Genomic DNA, 17,402 nt, shown 5'->3' on the forward strand with positions numbered 1-17,402 from the left:
CATGAGTGCAGTGATCGACCACGATCATGCCGGGCATGATCACCACCACGGTCCGGCCAAGGGCCTGATGCGCTGGGTGCTCACCACCAACCACAAGGACATCGGCACCATGTACCTGTGGTTCGCCTTCGCCATGTTCCTCCTCGGAGGCTCCATGGCGATGGTGATCCGCGCCGAGCTGTTCCAGCCCGGGCTGCAGATCGTCGAACCGGCCTTCTTCAACCAGATGACCACCATGCACGGCCTGATCATGGTCTTCGGCGCGGTGATGCCGGCCTTCGTCGGCCTGGCCAACTGGATGATCCCGCTGATGGTCGGCGCGCCGGACATGGCCCTGCCGCGCATGAACAACTTCAGCTTCTGGTTGCTGCCGGCGGCCTTCGGCCTGCTCATCAGCACCCTGTTCACCGCCGGCGGCGGGCCCAACTTCGGCTGGACCTTCTACGCGCCGCTGTCCACCACCTACGCGCCGGAGAGCGTCACCTACTTCATCTTCGCCATCCACCTGATGGGCATCAGCTCGATCATGGGCGCGATCAACGTGATCGCCACCATCCTCAACCTGCGCGCCCCGGGCATGACCCTGATGAAGATGCCGCTGTTCGTCTGGACCTGGCTGATCACCGCCTTCCTGCTCATCGCGGTGATGCCGGTATTGGCGGGCTGCGTGACCATGATGCTGATGGACATCCACTTCGGCACCAGCTTCTTCAGCGCGGCCGGCGGCGGCGACCCGGTGCTGTTCCAGCACGTGTTCTGGTTCTTCGGCCACCCCGAGGTGTACATCATGATCCTGCCCGCCTTCGGCGCGGTCAGCTCGATCATCCCGGCCTTCGCGCGCAAGCCGCTGTTCGGCTACACCTCGATGGTCTACGCCACCGCCTCCATCGCCTTCCTCTCCTTCATCGTCTGGGCGCACCACATGTTCGTGGTCGGCATCCCGCTGACCGGCGAGCTGTTCTTCATGTACGCCACCATGTTGATCGCCGTGCCCACCGGGGTGAAGGTGTTCAACTGGGCCAGCACCATGTGGCAGGGCTCGATGACCTTCGAGACACCGATGCTGTTCGCGGTGGCTTTCGTCATCCTCTTCACCATCGGCGGCTTCTCCGGGTTGATGCTGGCCATCGCCCCGGCGGACTTCCAGTACCACGACACCTACTTCGTGGTGGCCCACTTCCACTACGTGCTGGTGCCCGGCGCCATCTTCGGCATCTTCGCCTCGGCCTACTACTGGCTGCCGAAGTGGACCGGCCACATGTACGACGAGACCCTCGGCAAGCTGCACTTCTGGATGAGCTTCGTCGGCATGAACCTGGCCTTTTTCCCCATGCACTTCGTGGGGCTGGCCGGCATGCCGCGACGCATCCCGGACTACAACCTGCAGTTCGCCGACTTCAACATGATCTCCTCCATCGGCGCCTTCACCTTCGGCGCCACCCAGCTGCTGTTCCTGTTCATCGTCATCAAGTGCATCCGTGGCGGCAAACCCGCACCGGCCAAGCCCTGGGACGGTGCCGAGGGACTGGAGTGGACCGTGCCCTCGCCGGCGCCCTACCACACCTTCAGCACCCCGCCGGAGGTGAAGTGAAATGAGCGGGGACCTGAACAATCGCCGCCTCATCCCGCGCCTGCTGGTGCTGGTGGTGGCGATGTTCGGCTTCGGTTTCGCCCTGGTGCCCATCTACGACGTGATGTGCGTGGCCTTCGGCATCAATGGCAAGACCAACGCCAACGCCTACGAGGGCAGCCAGGCGCTGGACGAGAAGCGCCAGGTGCGGGTGCAGTTCCTGGCCACCAATGCGGCGGACATGACCTGGGAGTTCCGCTCCAAGGCGGACGACCTGGTGGTGCACCCGGGGGCGAGCAACGAAATGCTGTTCATCGCCCACAACACCACCGACAAGCCCATGACCGCCCAGGCGGTGCCCAGCATCTCGCCGTCCAAGGCCGCCGCGTACTTCCACAAGACCGAATGCTTCTGCTTCACCCAGCAGGTCCTGCAGCCGGGCGAGCGCATCGAGATGCCGGTGCGCTTCATCGTCGACCGCGACCTGCCGCCCGACGTGCACCACCTGACACTCGCTTACACGCTGTTCGATATCACGGCCCGCAAGCCCCCGGTCGCCAAGACCGGCAGCTGACGCGCCGACAAGGAGAACAACAACGATGGCAAGTCACGAGCAGTACTACGTCCCCGCCCAGAGCAAATGGCCGATCATCGCCACCATCGGCATGCTCGTCACCGTCTACGGCCTGGGCACCTGGTTCAACGACCTCAAGGCCGCGCGCCCCGATTCCAACGGCCCGCTGATCTTCTTCGTCGGCGCCCTGTGCCTGGCGTACATGCTGTTCGGCTGGTTCGGCGCCGTGATCAAGGAAAGCCGTGGCGGGCTCTACAGCCCGCAGATGGACCGCTCGTTCCGCTGGGGCATGAGCTGGTTCATCTTCTCCGAGGTGATGTTCTTCGCCGCCTTCTTCGGCGCGCTGTTCTACGTGCGTACCTGGGCCGGCCCCTGGCTGGGCGGCGAAGGCGACAAGGGCGTGGCCAACATGCTGTGGCCCAACTTCCAGTACACCTGGCCCCTGCTCAACACACCCGACCCGAAACTCTTCCCCGGGCCCAAGGAAGTGATCGACCCGTGGCACCTGCCGCTGATCAACACCATCCTGCTGGTGACCTCCAGCTTCACCGTCACCTTCGCCCACCACGCGCTGAAGAAGGCCAACCGCAAGCTGCTGAAGATCTGGCTGGCCCTGACCATCCTCCTGGGCGTCGCCTTCCTCGCCCTGCAGGCCGAGGAATACATCCACGCCTACACCGAACTGGGCCTGACCCTGGGCTCGGGCATCTACGGCGCCACCTTCTTCATGCTCACCGGCTTCCACGGCGCCCACGTGACCATGGGCACGCTGATCCTCACCGTGATGCTGGTGCGCATCCTGCGCGGCCACTTCGACGCGGACCACCACTTCGGCTTCGAAGCCGCCAGCTGGTACTGGCACTTCGTCGACGTGGTCTGGGTGGGGTTGTTCATCTTTGTGTATGTGCTTTGAAGAAGCAGCCGGAAGCCGGAAGCGGGAAGCCCGAAGCAGTTCTTCCGGCTTCTGGCTTCAAGCTTCCAGCTCTGGTTACCAGGTCGTATGCGACACCAGCTGTCCGCTGTAGAAGCCCCAGGCCACCAGGCCGATGGTGAGGGCGGCAAGGATGACGCGGACGGTGAGGGCGTTGACCACGCGTGAGCCGCGGCCCTCGTCCTTGACCAGGAAGAACAGGCCGCTGAACAGGCTGACCACGGTGGCCAGCAGCAAGAGAACGATGAGCGCCTTGAGCATGGGGCGACTCCGGGGGCGAGGGGGATGTCGTGCAGTATAGCCAGAGCTTTCCAGGCTCCAGGCCGCGCCGGGTGAGGTCTTTCCGGCCTGGCCTCGTGCCCACCCTCGTGGTGCTGGCGCTGCTGCCCGTGCTCGTCGGGCTGGGCATCTGGCAGCTGTCCCGCGCCGAGGAGAAGCGCCAGCTGCTGGCCGGCTACGAGGCGCGCCGCAACGCCGAGCCCATCGCTATCACCGACCTGGAGCGCCTGCCCGACCCGGCCTATGTGCGGGTGCGCCTGCAGGGCAGTTTCGATGACCAGCACAGCCTGCTGCTGGACAGCCGCATCCGCGCCGGCAAGCCCGGCGTCGAGCTGCTGCAGCCCTTCTACGACCAGGCCAGCGGGCTCTGGCTGCTGGTCAACCGGGGCTGGCTGCCCTGGCCGGACCGGCGTACCCCACCGCAATTCGATACCCCGCACCAGGCCCTGGCCCTCGACGCCTGGGTCTACGTGCCGCCGGGTGCCAGCTTCGAGCTCAAGCACGTCGAAGGCACCGAATGGCCGCAACTGATCAACCAGGTCGAGCCGTGCACCCTGTGGCAGAAGCTCGGCCGTGGCGGCCTGCCCTTCGAGCTGCGCATCGAGCCCGGCCTCGCCGCCTACGAGGCCGACTGGCCGGTAGTGGCCATGGGGCCGGAGAAGCACCTCGGCTACGCCGTGCAGTGGTTCGCCATGGCGGCGGCCCTCTGCGCGCTCTTCATCTATTTCGGTTTTCGCCAAGCACGGGAGACAACGGATGAACCCAGCCCTCGCTCTGCCTGATACGCCGCCGCGCCGCTCGCGCGGGCGCCTGCAGCTGCTGCTGATCCTCGCGGTGGTGATCGGGCCCATGGTGCTGGCCTCGGCCATGTACCACCTGCGCTTCTGGGTGCCGGACGGGCGCAGCTACCACGGCGCGCTGATCGGTAACGGCCAGACCCGCGCCGACCTCGGCGTGCAGGGCGCAGGCGACGAGGCGCTGTGGCAGCTGCTGGTCACCGCACCGCAAGGCTGCGAGGCCGACTGCCAGCAACTGGTCTACGTCGCCCGGCAGATCCACATCGGCCTCGGCCGTGAGGCCGGGCGCGCCAGCCACGCCTTCGCCGTCGGCCAGCCATTGTCGGCGGACTACCAGCAGACCCTGGAGCGCGAGTACCCGCGCCTGCAGCGCTACGGCCTGGACCCGGCCCTGTACGGCAAGGCGGTGGAGAGCGACGTCACCGGCCCGCAGCTGTGGATCGTCGACCCCCACGGCAACCTGGTGCTGCGCTACGACGCGAAGATCAAGGGCAAGCAGATCCTCAACGACCTGCGGCACCTCATGAAGCTCTCGAATATAGGTTGAGGGCAGCGGCAAGCTGCAAGTTACAAGCTGCAAGAGGCCTGCTCTTCCCTTGTCGCTTGAGGCTTGAAGCTTGCAGCTGAGAAAACGGAGTTCTCCACATGCAAATATCTTCCCGTCCCGGTTTCTACCTCGCGGTGCTGGCCACCGCGCTGGCGGTGGTGGTGGTGCTGCTGGGCGCCTACACGCGGTTGACCCATGCCGGCCTCGGTTGCCCCGACTGGCCGGGCTGCTATGGCTTCATCGGCGTGCCCAAGACCGAGGCCCAGCTGGCCCACGCCGAGGTGCATTTCCCCGAGGCGCCGGTGGAGGCTGACAAGGGCTGGAACGAGATGATCCACCGCTACTTCGCCGGCACCCTGGGCCTGGCCATCCTCGGCCTCGCGGTGCATGCCCTGGTACGGCGCGGGCGTGACGGCCAGCCGCGCAAGTTGCCGCTGCTGCTGCTGGGCGTTGTCATCGCCCAGGCCGCGTTCGGCATGTGGACGGTGACCCTCAAGCTCTGGCCCCAGGTGGTCACCGCGCACCTGCTCGGCGGCTTCACCACTCTGGCGCTGCTGTTCCTGCTCAGCCTGCGCCTGTCCGGCGCCTTCGCCCCGCTGCAACTGCCTGCGCGCCTGCGGCGCCTGGCGGCCCTCGGCCTGCTGCTGGTGATCGGGCAGATCGCCCTCGGCGGCTGGGTCAGCTCCAACTACGCGGCGGTGGCCTGCGTCGACCTGCCCACCTGCCACGGCCAGTGGTGGCCGGCGATGGACTTCGCCAACGGCTTCCACCTCAGCCAGCACATCGGCCCCAACTACCTGGGCGGGCAGCTGGACAGCGACGCCCGCACCGCCATCCACATGACCCACCGCCTCGGCGCCCTGGTGGTGACCCTGACCCTGCTGGTGCTCGCCTGGCGCCTGCGCGCCGCGGGTCTCGGCCGCCTCGCCGCGCTCGTGCTCGGTGCCCTGGCGCTGCAGGTCGGCCTGGGTATCGGCAACGTGATCTTCCACCTGCCGCTGCCCGTGGCGGTGGCCCACAACGGCGGCGGCGCGTTGCTGCTGCTGACGCTGGTGCTGGTTAACTACCGCGTGCGCGCGCCGGCCCTCGCCGCCGAACGCTCGACAACGGCTGTCCGGCTGCACGCCGGCAAGCCTGCCTGAACACAAGAAGAAGGAGAGACGCCATGGCCATTCCGCTCAGCGAACGCCAGGCCCGGGTCCACGCCAGCTGGCGCGACTACCTGGAGCTGACCAAGCCCAAGGTGCTGGTGCTGATGCTCATCACGTCCCTGGTGGGCATGTTCCTCGCCACCCGCGCGGGCGTGCCCTGGGAGGTACTGATCTTCGGCAACCTCGGCATCGCCCTGTGCGCCGGGTCGGCGGCGGCGGTGAACCACGTGGTGGACCGGCGCATCGACTCGATCATGGCGCGCACCCTCAAGCGCCCGGTGGTCAACGGCCGCGTCTCGCCCGTCGCTGCGCTGGTGTTCGCCCTGCTCCTGGCGGTGGCCGGGCAGGTGCTGCTGCTGCACTTCACCAACGAGCTCACCGCCTGGCTGACCCTCGCCTCGCTGCTGGGTTACGCGGTGATCTACACCGGCTTCCTCAAGCGCGCCACGCCGCAGAACATCGTCATCGGCGGCCTCGCCGGCGCCGCCCCGCCGCTGCTCGGCTGGGTCGCGGTCACCGGGCACCTGTCCGCCGAGCCGCTGCTGCTAGTGCTGATCATCTTCGCCTGGACCCCGCCGCACTTCTGGGCCCTGGCCATCCACCGCAAGGAGGAGTACGCCAAGGCCGACATCCCCATGCTGCCGGTGACCCATGGCGAGCACTACACCAAGGTGCACATCCTGCTCTACACCCTGGTGATGTTCGCCGTGAGCCTGCTGCCCTACGCCATCCACATGAGCGGCCTGCTCTACCTGGTCTGCGCCGTCGCCCTGGGCGGGCGCTTCCTGCAGTGGGCCTGGGTGCTCTACCGCGACAGCCGACCGCACGCCGCGATCAAGACCTTCAAGTACTCTATCGCCTACCTGTTCCTGCTGTTCATCGCCCTGCTGGTGGACCACTACCTGCTGCTGAACATCTGACTCCAAAGGCTGTTACACCGCGGACCGTGCCATCGGCGCGCTTCGCGGTTAGTCTTGCCGCCACCGAATTCCCGAGTGAAGACCGCCCATGACCCGTGTGCAGAAAACCGTATTCGTCCTCATCGCCCTGGTGGCGCTGGTGCTCGGCCTGACCGTGCACAAGGTGCTCAACAACCAGCGCCAGGCCGACCCCACCCAACTGCTCGATGCCGGCATCGTGCTGCTGCCGCAGAGCCGCACCCTGCCGTCCATCAGCCTCACCGACCAGGACGGCAAGCCGGTGGTGGTCAACGAGCTCAAGGACAAATGGAGCCTGCTGTTCTTCGGCTACACCTTCTGCCCGGACATCTGCCCCACCACCCTGGCGCAGATGCGCGAGCTCAAGGGCCTGCTGCCGGAGGCGGCGCGCAACAACCTGCGCGTGGTGCTGGTCAGCGTCGACCCCAACCGCGACACCCCGCAGCAGCTCAAGCAATACCTGGGCTACTTCGACCAGGCCTTCCTCGGCTACACCGGCGAGCTGGCCTCGATCCAGAAGCTCGCCAATGCTGTGAGCATCCCCTTCATCCCGGCCGATACCAGCAAGGAAAACTACACCGTCGATCACAGCGGCAACCTCGTGGTGATCGGCCCGGATGGCACCCAGCGCGGCTTCATCCGCGCGCCGCTGAACAACCAGAAGCTCAAGGACCAGTTGCCCACCCTGCTGGTGCCGGCCAGCTGAGAAGCCTCTTTCTCAATTGCAACTAATTCTCAATAAAAATAAGATGGCGCTCCCTCACCTCCGCCAGTCAGGGAGCGCGCTTGTCGGAGCCCGATCTCAAGAGCCTTTTCATCAAGCATGCGAAGGCCCTGCAAAGCCTGTTGACGCGCAAGGTGCGCGACCCGCAGCTGGCCGCCGACCTGGTCCAGGAGAGCTTCCTGCGGCTGGCCGAACAGCGCGGCAAGGAACGCATCGACAACAGCCCCGCGTACCTCTATCGCACCGCCCACAACCTGATGATCGATCATGCCCGGCAACAGTCGCGGCGCAGGACCGAGTCGGTGCCCCACGAGGCGCTGGAGGAGATAGTCGAGGAGCGCCCCGGGCTCGATGACCAGGCCGCCGAGGCCCAGAACATGCACCGGCTGCGCGAGGCGGTGGCGGAACTGCCCCCGCGCACCCGCGAGATCTTCCGCCTCAACCGCCTCGAAGGCCTGACTCACGCCGAGGTCGCGCGGCGACTGGAGATCTCCGACAGCTCGGTGCAGAAGCACCTGTCCAGGGCGCTTGCGCATGTCATGCAGCGCCTGCAGGACGACGCCCGGGACGCCACATGACCAACGGTTTACCGAGTATCGGCCCCTCGGACGTCAGCATTCCTATAACGAGAACTCGAGAGACCGCCGTGATCAGCCACGACCTGCGCGAGCAGGACATCCGCCAGCAAGCCGCCGATTGGGCCATCCGCCTCGGCGCCGGGGCCCTGGACGCCGAACAGGCGCAGGCCCTGGCCCGCTGGCAGGCGGAGGACCCGCGCCATGGGCCGGCGCTGCAGTTCGCCCAGCGCACCTGGGCCGACCTCGCGCGCCTGGGCGAGATGCCCGCGCCCGTCCATGCGCCCGCCGCCCAGGCGACACCCCGGGCCCGGCCGCACCAGTCGGCCCGCCGGCGTCCGCGCCTGCGCTGGGCGGCCAGCGCCGCCGCCGTGCTGCTGCTGGCGGGGCTCGGTGTTGAGCAGGGCCAGCAGATGCTGCTGCCCCTGCTGGCCGACCATGCCACCGCCAAGGGCGAGGTGCGCCAGGTGCAGCTGCCGGACGGCAGCCGCGTGGAGCTCGACACCCGCAGCGCCATCGACCTGGAATTCAGCGACACCGAGCGCCGGGTGCGCCTGCTCGGCGGTGATGCCTACTTCACCGTGGCGCCGCTGGGGCCCAACGAGACGCGACCCTTCGTGGTCGAGAGCGCCGGGGGCACCACCCGCGCGCTGGGCACCCAGTTCCTGGTCAGCCAGGACGATGCGCGCGGCGCCTGGGTCGGCGTCACCGAACACAGCGTCGCGCTGGCGCTGGAACGGGCGCCCGAGCGGGGGGCGCGCGAGCAGATCCTGCAGGAGGGCCAGAGCGCCCGCTACGACGCCCATGGCGGCATCGAGACCCTCGCCCCGCGTGACTTGCAACGCGCCACCAGCTGGCGGCGCGGGGTGCTGGTGTTCGAGCGCGTGCCGCTGGGGCAGGTCGCCGAGCAGCTCAACCGCTACCGCCCCGGCCGCGTGCTGATCAGCGACTCCGCCCTGGCCGGTCGCGAGGTCAGCGGCGTGTTCCGCCTCGACATCCTCGACGAGGCCCTGGACACCCTCACCCACGAGCTCGGGGTCAACCGCCTCGACCTGCCCGGCGTCACCTTCCTCTACTGAGCCGGCAGCCCGCCCGATGCGGGCTCCGGCATTCCCCCTGCAAGAATCCCGAAAAAAACTTACTGAGTTTTCCCGGCTGGCTCGTCTTGGTGTTGAGAGTGATTTTCATTCACCGACAACAGCGAAGCCGTAAGGAAGACCGATGAACGTATGCAAGGGGCCGGGCCAGCGATGCCGTCGTGCGCTGCTCGCCTTGGGGGGAAGCTGGATGCTGGCCTGCGCGGGGGCGCTGCAGGCCGTCGAGTCCGATCCGCTGGCGAGGCAGGCACAGCAGGTCCTGATCGCCTTCGACATTCCGGTGCAGCCGCTGGACAGCGCGGTGCTGGCCTTCGCCGAGCAGTCCGGCGTGCAGGTGATCTTCGACGCCGCCCTGCTCAAGGGGCTGCAGGGCAATGCGGTGCGCGGTCGCCTCGATGTGCAGGCGGGCCTGCGGGCCCTGCTGCATGGCCACCCGGTGAGCTTCAGCTTCGCCTCGCCGCGCCAGGTGAGCCTGAGCCGTACCTACGCCGAGGCCGATGGTCGCGCCCTGCAACTGGGCGCCACCCATGTCCAGGGGCAGGCGATCGCCGATGACTGGGTCTACGAGGCACCCCGCTCCGTCGCCGTGATCGGCCGCGAGCAGATCGATCGCAACCCGCCGCGCCACGCCGCCGACATGCTGGAGGCCACCTCGGGCGTGTACACCGCCGTCAGCCAGCAGGACCCAGGGCTTTCGGTGAACATCCGCGGCCTGCAGGACTATGGCCGGGTCAACATGAACATCGACGGCATGCGCCAGAACTTCCAGCAGAGTGGCCACCAGCAGCGCAACGGCACGATGTACATCGACCCGGAGCTGCTCTCGGCCGTGACCCTCGAGAAGGGCGCCACCTCCGGGATGGGCGGTGCCGGGGTGATCGGTGGCGTGGCCGAGTTCAGCACCCTCGATGCCCGCGAATTCATCCGCCCGGGCAAGGAGTTCGGCGGCCGCCTGCGCGCCACCACCGGCCTCGGTGGCCACGCCAACGGCACCGATTTCATCGGCAGCAGCGCCTTCGCCCTGGGCAACGAGATCGGCGACATCCTCGTCGCGGCGAGCGAGCGCCACCTGGGTGACTACGATCCCGGGACCCACGGCGGCATAGGCGAACTGCGCACCGGTGCCGGGAGCGACCCGGGGGTCGCCGACCGCATCAAACACTCGCCCGTCGCCTATTCCGGCTCCACCCTGCGCTCGCGCCTGGCCAAGCTGGGGTGGAACCTGCCCGCCGACCAGCGCCTCCAGTTCGCCTACCTGCGCACCCAGGTGGCCTATGACGACGCCAACATGATGAACGTCGAGAACGCCGAGCTCTGGGAAAAGCTCGGCAGCAGCAACGTGGTGTCGCAGAACTTCGCCCTGGACTACAGCTACAGCCCGGACGACCCGCTGGTCGACCTCAAGGCCAAGCTCTACCACGTCGACAATCGCAACGAGCAGAGCACCCTGACCCGCGGCGCCGCCGCCGGCTACGACGTCACCTACCAGACCGACACCTATGGCCTGCAGCTGCAGAACACCTCGACCCTCGCGCTGCTCGACCGTGCCGGCCTGAAGGCCAACTACGGCCTCGAGTACTTCCTCGACAAGGTCCGCCCCGACTCCACCCAGGCCACGGCCGCCAGCTCGGCGGTGGACTATCCGGTATCCGAAGGCATGACGCCCCGGGGCGAGCGCGCCATGGGCAGCCTGTTCGGCAACCTCGAATTCGACTACGACGACTGGCTGACGCTGAGCGCGGGCCTGCGTTACGACCGCTACCGCCTCAAGGGCGAGACCGGCATGAACATCAGCACCTTCACCCTCGGCACCACCCAGCAGGCCACCGTGCCGCTGCGCTATGACGTGGACCGGGAAGAGGGCCGGTTTTCCCCGACCTTCGGCCTCTCGGTCAGGCCCGGCGTGGACTGGCTGCAGCTGTTCGCCAGCTATGGGGAGGGCTGGCGCCCGCCGGCGGTGACCGAGACGCTGATCTCCGGCCGCCCCCACGGCGGCAGCGCGGAGACCCTGTACCCCAACCCGCTCCTCAAGCCGGAGCGCTCGCAGTCCTGGGAGGCGGGGTTCAACGTCTTCAGGCGGAACCTCATCACCGAGGGTGATGCCCTGGGCCTGAAGGTCGCCTATTTCGACACGCGCATCGAAGACTTCACCTTCATGTCGGTCGGCCTGCAGCGCCCCGGCTATGGCCTGCCCGCGCTGGGCATCGCCGCCTATGTGAACGACCTCACCAGCACGCGCTTCCGGGGTGTCGAATACGCCCTCGACTACGACACGGGCGGCTACTACGGCAACCTCACCTACACCCACATGATCGGCGCGAACCAGTACTGCCGGAACCAGGCCTGGCTGGGTGGCGTCACCTCGCCGGTATATGGCACCGGGCGTCGCCCCCCGGTCATCGGCATGGTGCCGAACCAGGCCGCGAACGCCATGGTCGGCTGTGGCGGGATGATGGGCACCGCCGAGCACATGCCCATGGACCGCGGCAGCCTGACCCTCGGCACCCGCCTGTTCGACCGTCGCCTGGATGTCGGCGCCCGCGCCCGCTACAGCGAAGGCTACGCACTGGACAGCGGGGACCCGGATGCCCGCGACCAGATCTACCCCGCCGACTGGAAGTCCTACACCGTCTACGACCTCTACGGCAGCTACCAGGCCAGCGACTCCCTGACCCTGCGCCTGGCCCTCGACAACGTCACCGACCGCGCCTACCTGGTGCCGCTGGGCGACGTGCTGGCCTTCACCCTCGGCCGTGGCCGCACCTTGCAGGGGACCGTGGAATACAGCTTCTGAGCCGCATTTGCCCATGAAGGGCAAAACCGCCGCGCGGCTGCCTGCCGTGCGGCGCCAACCTGTGAAACCTCAATCGGAGAACGAGCATGAGCCTTTCCATCACCTACTCCACCACCTACTCCAGCTGGACCATCAGCGACTACCTGGCCGACTGGGCGGGCTACTTCGGTGACGCCAACCATCGCGTCGGTGAAGTCGAGGACGGCGTGAACACCGGTGGCTTCTACCCGGGCACCCTGAGCGGCACCCAGTACGCGCTGACCAGCCCGAACAGCGATGCCGGCTTCGTTGCCGAAGGCAACCTGACCTACTCGCTGTTCTCCGCGCCGGCCCACACCCTGTATGGCTCGCTGGACACCGTCTCGCTGGGCGCCGACGTCACCCGGGATGCATCCGGCTTCGACTTCAGCGGTGGCGCGGAAGCCAGCTTCAGCGGCCTGGGCCTGTCCAGCCTGCTCAGCGAAGGCCATGCCGGCATCGTCCACCAGGTCGTCTACGGCCTGATGAGCGGCGACGCCACCGCCTTGCAGGGCGTGCTCGACGGCCTGCTGGACGACTACGGCGTGGACACCGGCGACACCTTCGACGTGGTGGCCGCCGCCCTGGCCGCCGGCCCGCTGAGCCTGGCTCCGGCCGAGGCGGTGGGCGTGCAGGCGCCGGTCGAGGACCTGGCCCTGGCCGCCTGAGCCCGGGCGTAAAAAAAGCGAATGGAAGATCACTCCTCCATTCGCTCCGTTGTTGCCACCGCAGCCCGTGTCTTGCAGGGCCCAGGCTGCGGTGGCGCGAATTCTGTGGCCGCGCCCTGCGGGCGTCAATCGCCGGGCGCGGCCCTTCTGGGGTCTTCGATGAAGCGCATGCCTTCTCCCAAGCCGGACGACCTGCTGCAGGCCCTCGGGGGTTGCAGGGCCGCCCTGCTCAACATCGGCCTGTTCACCGCCGTGACCAACCTGCTGATGCTCGCCCCGGCGATCTACATGCTGCAGGTCTACGACCGGGTGCTGTCATCCGGCAACGAGATGACCCTGCTGATGCTCAGCATCATGGTGCTCGGCCTGTTCGCCTTCATGGGCGTGCTGGAGTGGGTGCGCAGCCTGGTGGTGATCCGCCTCGGCAGCCGGCTGGACATGCAGCTCAATCCGCGCGTCTTCGCGGCTGCCTTCCAGGCCAGCCTGGCGGCGGATGGCGGGGGCGCGGCGTCGCAGGCCCTGGGCGATCTCAACGCCTTGCGCCAGTTCGCCACCGGGCAGGCGCTGTTCGCCTTCTTCGATGCGCCCTGGTTCCCGCTCTACCTGCTGGTGATGTTCATGTTCAGCCCCTGGCTGGGGTTGCTCGCGCTGGTCGGTGCCCTGGTGCTGATGGGGCTGGCCTGGCTCAACGAGCGCGTCACGCTGGAGCCCCTGAGCGAGGCCGGGCGGCTCTCGCAGCTGGCCGGGCAGCAGGCCGCCGCCAACCTGCGCAACGCCGAGGTGGCCGAGGCCATGGGCATGTTCGCGGCCCTGCGCCAGCAGTGGGCGGGCCTGCACCAGGGCTTCCTGGCACGGCAGAGCCAGGCCAGCGAGCGCATGGCGGCCATCACCGCGCTGTCCAAGGTCGCGCGCCTGGCCCTGCAGTCCCTGGTGCTGGGGCTGGGGGCCTGGCTGGCCATCGAGCAGCTGATCAGCCCCGGGATGATGATCGCCGGCTCCATCCTCATGGCCCGGGTGCTGGCGCCCATCGACCAGCTCATCGCCGTCTGGCGGCAATGGAGTACCGCGCGCCTGGCCTACGCCCGGCTGCACGACCTGCTCCAGGCCCAGCCGCCGCGCAGCGCCGGCATGCCATTGCCGCCGCCCGAGGGCCGCCTGGCGGTCGAGCAGCTCGGCGCGATGCAGCCCGGCACCCGCAAACCCTGCCTGGCCAACATCGGCTTCGAGCTGGCCGCGGGCGAGACCCTGGGCATCCTCGGTGCCTCCGGGTCGGGCAAGTCCACCCTCGCCCGCCTGCTGGTGGGGGCGGCCCAGCCCGCCTCCGGCAAGGTGCGCCTGGACGGTGCCGACCTGCAGCACTGGGACAGGGCCGCCCTCGGCCCGCATATCGGCTACCTGCCCCAGGACGTGCAGCTGTTCGCCGGCAGCATCGCCGAGAACATCGCGCGCCTGGGCGCCGTCGACCCGGCCCGGGTGGTCGAGGCTGCCCGGCTCGCGGGTGTGCACGAGCTGATCCTCAAGCTGCCGCAGGGCTACGACACCCGCCTCGGCGAAGGCGGCGCGGGGCTCTCCGGCGGCCAGCGCCAGCGTATCGGCCTCGCCCGCGCGCTCTACGGCCTGCCGGCGCTGATCGTGCTGGACGAGCCCAACGCCAACCTGGACGAGGCGGGCGAACAGGCGCTGCTGGCCGCCATCACCCGGCTGCGCGAGTGCAAGCGCACCCTGGTCCTCATCACCCACAAGCCGGCCCTGATCGCCGGTGCCGACCAGTTGCTGGTGCTGCGGGGCGGGCAGATGCAGGCCTTCGGGCCCGGCGCCCGGGTGCTGCAGGACCTGCAGCGCGGCGCCAGGCCCGCGCCGACCGCCCCTCAACCGGCCCCCGCCCTGCGGGTCGCGCCCACCATCAGCATGAGCTACGGCTCCCCGGGTAACTGACCGATGACCGCCTTGCACAGCCCGCCCCTCCCGCCGCGCCCCGCCCTGCACGAGGCACCGCCGGTGGATGATCGCCACCCCGCGCGGCTCGGCCTCTGGCTGGTGCTGGCCGGCTTCGGTGGCCTGCTCCTGTGGGCCGCCCTGGCCCCGCTCGACAAGGGCGTACCGGTGGCGGGCACCGTGGTCGTCTCCGGTCATCGCCAGGCCGTGCAGCACCCGCTGGGCGGCGTGGTCGAACGCCTGCTGGTGCGCGACGGCGACAGCGTGCAGGCCGGACAGGTGCTGCTGCGGATGGACACCACCCGGGCGCGCGCCCAGCGCGATGCCCTGCGGGCGCAGTACCTCAACGCCCGCGCCAGCGAGGCACGCCTGCGCGCCGAGCGCGAGGGCAGCACGCGCATCGCCTTCCCCGAGGCGCTGCGTGCCGATGCCGGCGAGCCCTGGGTGAACGATGCCCTGGCGTTGCAGGAGGCGCTTCGCGCCAGCCGCCGCGAGGCGCTGGAGAGCGAGCTGGACGGCCTGCGCGAGAACATCGCCGGCGCCCGGGCCATGCTCCAGGGCCTCACTGCCTCGATGGGCCACAAGCAAGAGCAGCGCGCCGCCCTGCAGGAGCAGCTGGGCGGCTTGCGCGCACTGGCCCGGGACGGCTACATCGCGCGCAACCGGTTGCTGGAAAACGAGCGGCTCTACGCCCAGGTCAACGGTGTGATCGCCGAGGACCTCGGCAACGTCGGTCGCACCCGGCAGCAGATTCTCGAGCTGAAGCTGCGCATCCAGCAGCGCCGGCAGGAGTTCCAGCGCGACGTGCACCAGCAGCTCGCCGATACCCAGGCCAGCGCCGAAGACCTGGCCAGCCGCCTGCGCAGCGCCGAGGCCGAGCTGGCGGCCACCCAGGTGCGGGCACCGGCCAGCGGCACCGTGGTCGGCCTCGCCGTGTTCACCGAGGGTGGCGTGGTCGCGGCCGGCCAGCAGCTGATGGAGATCGTCCCGGCCGACGCGCCCCTGCTGGTGGACGCGCGGGCCCCGGTGGAGCTGGTGGACCGGCTGCGCCCCGGGCTGCCGGTGGAGCTGCGCTTCGTCGCCTTCAACCAGAGCCGCACGCCCCGGGTGACCGGCGAAGTGGCGCTGGTCTCGGCCGACAGGCTGCTGGACGAGGCCACGCAGCAGCCCTATTACCAGGTGCGGGTGAAGGTCGCCGACGAAGGCATGCGCCAGCTCGCCGGCGAGGCCATCCGCCCCGGCATGCCGGTGGAGGCCTTCGTGCGCACTGGCGAGCGTTCGCTGCTCAACTACCTGTTCAAGCCGCTGACCGACCGCGCCCACGTGGCGCTGGCGGAGGAGTGAGCCCGATGCGCCTGCTGTTCGCCCTCTTGCTGTCGTTGCCCGTCCTCCCCGCCATCGCCCTGGAGCTGCGCGACGCCTATGCCCTGGCGCTGCGCAACGACCCGACCTTCCACGCCGCCCTCGCCGAGCGCGACGCCGGCCAGGAGGCGCGCGTCATCGGCCACGCCGCGCTGCTGCCCAAGCTGTCCTACAGCTACAACAACGGTCGCAACGACTCCAAGGTGACCCAGTCCACCGTGATCGGCGACATCACCAGCGAGCGCGACTACCGCAGCTACTCCTCCACCTTCACCCTGCAGCAGCCGCTGTTCGACTACGCCGCCTGGGCCGAGTACCGCCAGGGCCAGGCCAAGGCGCTGCTGGCCGACGAGCGCCTGCGCAGCCGCAGCCAGGAGCTGGCGGTGCGCCTGTTCAACGCCTACTGCGAGGCGCTGTTCGCCCACGAGCAGATCGCCCTCGCCCAGGCCCAGCGCCGCGCCTACGCCGAGCAGCTGCGGCTCAACCAGCGCCTGTTCGAGGCCGGCGAAGGCACCCGCACCGACCTGCTGGAGACCCGCGCCCGCCATGACCTGGCCCAGGCCCAGGAGATCGAGGCCGTGGACAACCTCGATGCGGCCCTGCGCGAGCTGCAGGCCATCGTCGGCGAGCCCCTGGACATCCAGGACCTGACGCCCCTGGCCGAAGGCTTCCGCGTGCAGCCGTTGCAGCCGGCGCGCTTCGAGACCTGGCGTGACCTGGCCCTGGCCAGCAACCCCGAGCTGGCCTCCCAGCGCCACGCGCTGGACGCCGCCCGCTACGCGGTGGAGCGCAACCGTGCCGGGCACCTGCCCACCCTCAGCGCCTACGCCAGCACCGGCAAGACCCGATCAGGGTCCGAGAGCACCTACAACCAGAGGTACGACACCGACAGCATCGGCATCCAGATCAGCCTGCCGCTGTTCGCCGGCGGCGCGGTCTCCGCCTCCACCCGCCAGGCCGCCGCCGAACTGGAGCGCGCCAGCCACGCCCTGGATGCAGAGACCGCCGCGACCCTCAACCAGCTGCGCAAGCAGTTCAACCTCTGCGTCAGCAGCGGTGCCAAGGTGCGGGCCTACGAGCTGGCGGTGGCATCCGCCAGCACCCTGATCGAGGCCACCCGACGCAGCGTGGCCGGTGGCGAGCGGGTCAACCTCGATGTGCTCAACGCCGAGCAGCAGCTCTACGGCGCCCGCCGCGACCTGGCCCAGGCGCGCTACGGCTACCTGCGCGCCTGGCTGCAGCTGAAGTACCACGCCGGGTTGCTGGAGGCCGGCGACCTGGACGTGCTGGCCGGGTACTTCCGGGCCCGTGGCTGACCCGGGCATCGATCCGTCCCGGCAGGTCGCCCGGGCTTCAGCCCGGGGAAAACCGTTCGGAAAATTTTTTACTGAGTTTCATTCGCTGAAACGTCATCCAGTGCAAAGCCCGGCCGATCGACCGGG

At 68.8% G+C, this 17,402-nt stretch carries 16 protein-coding genes; 15 read left to right on the top strand and 1 reads right to left on the bottom strand.

All coding sequences use genetic code 11. From position 1 onward, the window contains the following. Window position 1: 1 nt before the first annotated feature. The 3 genes from ctaD to DMX10_RS00720 are packed head-to-tail and all read left to right on the top strand — an operon-like array spanning window position 2 to window position 3,057. A complete protein-coding gene (gene ctaD, locus DMX10_RS00710) occupies window positions 2–1,591 on the top strand; it encodes a cytochrome c oxidase subunit I (RefSeq protein ID WP_111259291.1) in 1,590 nt (529 codons plus the stop codon). 1 nt (window position 1,592) lies between these two features. Next, window positions 1,593–2,144, top strand: coding sequence for a cytochrome c oxidase assembly protein (locus tag DMX10_RS00715; RefSeq protein WP_111259292.1), 552 nt, complete (start codon window positions 1,593–1,595; stop codon window positions 2,142–2,144). 25 nt (window positions 2,145–2,169) lie between these two features. After that, window positions 2,170–3,057 carry a cytochrome c oxidase subunit 3 gene (locus DMX10_RS00720; protein WP_111259293.1) on the top strand — a complete coding sequence of 296 codons (888 nt, stop codon included), beginning with the start codon at window positions 2,170–2,172 and terminating at the stop codon, window positions 3,055–3,057. A gap of 75 nt (window positions 3,058–3,132) precedes the next feature. Here the strand turns inward: DMX10_RS00720 and DMX10_RS00725 are convergent, their stop codons facing one another. After that, window positions 3,133–3,336, bottom strand: coding sequence for a twin transmembrane helix small protein (locus tag DMX10_RS00725; RefSeq protein WP_111259294.1), 204 nt, complete (start codon window positions 3,334–3,336; stop codon window positions 3,133–3,135). 71 nt (window positions 3,337–3,407) lie between these two features. On the opposite strand from DMX10_RS00725, the gene DMX10_RS00730 reads away from it, so the two are divergent. The 12 genes from DMX10_RS00730 (at window position 3,408) to DMX10_RS00785 (ending at window position 17,276) form a co-directional block, all read left to right on the top strand. Next, complete coding sequence (locus DMX10_RS00730) at window positions 3,408–4,136, top strand: SURF1 family protein (protein ID WP_111259295.1); 729 nt, start codon at window positions 3,408–3,410, stop codon at window positions 4,134–4,136. Beyond that, entirely contained in the window at window positions 4,111–4,698 is a 588-nt protein-coding gene (locus DMX10_RS00735) for a hypothetical protein (protein ID WP_111259296.1), read from the top strand. Before DMX10_RS00730 ends, DMX10_RS00735 begins: the two co-directional genes overlap by 26 nt. Before the next feature lie 98 nt (window positions 4,699–4,796). Beyond that, window positions 4,797–5,840, top strand: a complete 1,044-nt coding sequence (locus DMX10_RS00740; RefSeq protein WP_111259297.1) for a heme A synthase — start codon at window positions 4,797–4,799, stop codon at window positions 5,838–5,840. A 23-nt stretch (window positions 5,841–5,863) separates the two neighbouring features. Next, window positions 5,864–6,769 carry a heme o synthase gene (gene cyoE, locus DMX10_RS00745; protein ID WP_111259298.1) on the top strand — a complete coding sequence of 302 codons (906 nt, stop codon included), beginning with the start codon at window positions 5,864–5,866 and terminating at the stop codon, window positions 6,767–6,769. 88 nt (window positions 6,770–6,857) lie between these two features. Continuing rightward, complete coding sequence (locus tag DMX10_RS00750) at window positions 6,858–7,493, top strand: SCO family protein (RefSeq protein WP_111259299.1); 636 nt, start codon at window positions 6,858–6,860, stop codon at window positions 7,491–7,493. 80 nt (window positions 7,494–7,573) lie between these two features. Beyond that, window positions 7,574–8,089: an RNA polymerase sigma factor gene (locus tag DMX10_RS00755; protein WP_111259300.1), complete on the top strand. Its 516-nt coding sequence runs from the start codon at window positions 7,574–7,576 to the stop codon at window positions 8,087–8,089. Window positions 8,090–8,157: 68 nt separating this feature from the next. Then, window positions 8,158–9,165, top strand: a complete 1,008-nt coding sequence (locus DMX10_RS00760; protein WP_256604737.1) for a FecR family protein — start codon at window positions 8,158–8,160, stop codon at window positions 9,163–9,165. Between the two features lie 142 nt (window positions 9,166–9,307). Further along, window positions 9,308–11,977, top strand: coding sequence for a TonB-dependent receptor (locus DMX10_RS00765; RefSeq protein WP_218281302.1), 2,670 nt, complete (start codon window positions 9,308–9,310; stop codon window positions 11,975–11,977). Between the two features lie 86 nt (window positions 11,978–12,063). After that, on the top strand, window positions 12,064–12,663 hold the full coding sequence (locus DMX10_RS00770) for a heme acquisition protein HasA (RefSeq protein ID WP_111259303.1): 600 nt from the start codon (window positions 12,064–12,066) through the stop codon (window positions 12,661–12,663). A gap of 159 nt (window positions 12,664–12,822) precedes the next feature. Then, window positions 12,823–14,598 carry a type I secretion system permease/ATPase gene (locus DMX10_RS00775; RefSeq protein ID WP_111259304.1) on the top strand — a complete coding sequence of 592 codons (1,776 nt, stop codon included), beginning with the start codon at window positions 12,823–12,825 and terminating at the stop codon, window positions 14,596–14,598. A gap of 3 nt (window positions 14,599–14,601) precedes the next feature. Next, the gene (locus DMX10_RS00780) at window positions 14,602–15,942 is read left to right on the top strand and encodes an HlyD family type I secretion periplasmic adaptor subunit (protein ID WP_111259305.1); all 1,341 of its coding nucleotides are present in this window, start codon (window positions 14,602–14,604) and stop codon (window positions 15,940–15,942) included. Between the two features lie 5 nt (window positions 15,943–15,947). After that, on the top strand, window positions 15,948–17,276 hold the full coding sequence (locus DMX10_RS00785; RefSeq protein WP_111259306.1) for a TolC family outer membrane protein: 1,329 nt from the start codon (window positions 15,948–15,950) through the stop codon (window positions 17,274–17,276). Window positions 17,277–17,402 lie beyond the last annotated feature (126 nt).

The organism is Pseudomonas sp. 57B-090624 (genome assembly GCF_003234055.1).
GTDB lineage: Bacteria > Pseudomonadota > Gammaproteobacteria > Pseudomonadales > Pseudomonadaceae > Metapseudomonas > Metapseudomonas tohonis.

Coding starts and splice junctions, on each gene's coding strand:
- ctaD (WP_111259291.1), top strand. CDS start 2: ATGAGTGCAGTGATCGACCACGATCATGCCGGGCATGATCACCACCAC.
- DMX10_RS00715 (WP_111259292.1), top strand. CDS start 1,593: ATGAGCGGGGACCTGAACAATCGCCGCCTCATCCCGCGCCTGCTGGTG.
- DMX10_RS00720 (WP_111259293.1), top strand. CDS start 2,170: ATGGCAAGTCACGAGCAGTACTACGTCCCCGCCCAGAGCAAATGGCCG.
- DMX10_RS00725 (WP_111259294.1), bottom strand. CDS start 3,336: ATGCTCAAGGCGCTCATCGTTCTCTTGCTGCTGGCCACCGTGGTCAGC.
- DMX10_RS00735 (WP_111259296.1), top strand. CDS start 4,111: ATGAACCCAGCCCTCGCTCTGCCTGATACGCCGCCGCGCCGCTCGCGC.
- DMX10_RS00740 (WP_111259297.1), top strand. CDS start 4,797: ATGCAAATATCTTCCCGTCCCGGTTTCTACCTCGCGGTGCTGGCCACC.
- cyoE (WP_111259298.1), top strand. CDS start 5,864: ATGGCCATTCCGCTCAGCGAACGCCAGGCCCGGGTCCACGCCAGCTGG.
- DMX10_RS00750 (WP_111259299.1), top strand. CDS start 6,858: ATGACCCGTGTGCAGAAAACCGTATTCGTCCTCATCGCCCTGGTGGCG.
- DMX10_RS00765 (WP_218281302.1), top strand. CDS start 9,308: ATGAACGTATGCAAGGGGCCGGGCCAGCGATGCCGTCGTGCGCTGCTC.
- DMX10_RS00770 (WP_111259303.1), top strand. CDS start 12,064: ATGAGCCTTTCCATCACCTACTCCACCACCTACTCCAGCTGGACCATC.
- DMX10_RS00775 (WP_111259304.1), top strand. CDS start 12,823: ATGAAGCGCATGCCTTCTCCCAAGCCGGACGACCTGCTGCAGGCCCTC.
- DMX10_RS00780 (WP_111259305.1), top strand. CDS start 14,602: ATGACCGCCTTGCACAGCCCGCCCCTCCCGCCGCGCCCCGCCCTGCAC.
- DMX10_RS00785 (WP_111259306.1), top strand. CDS start 15,948: ATGCGCCTGCTGTTCGCCCTCTTGCTGTCGTTGCCCGTCCTCCCCGCC.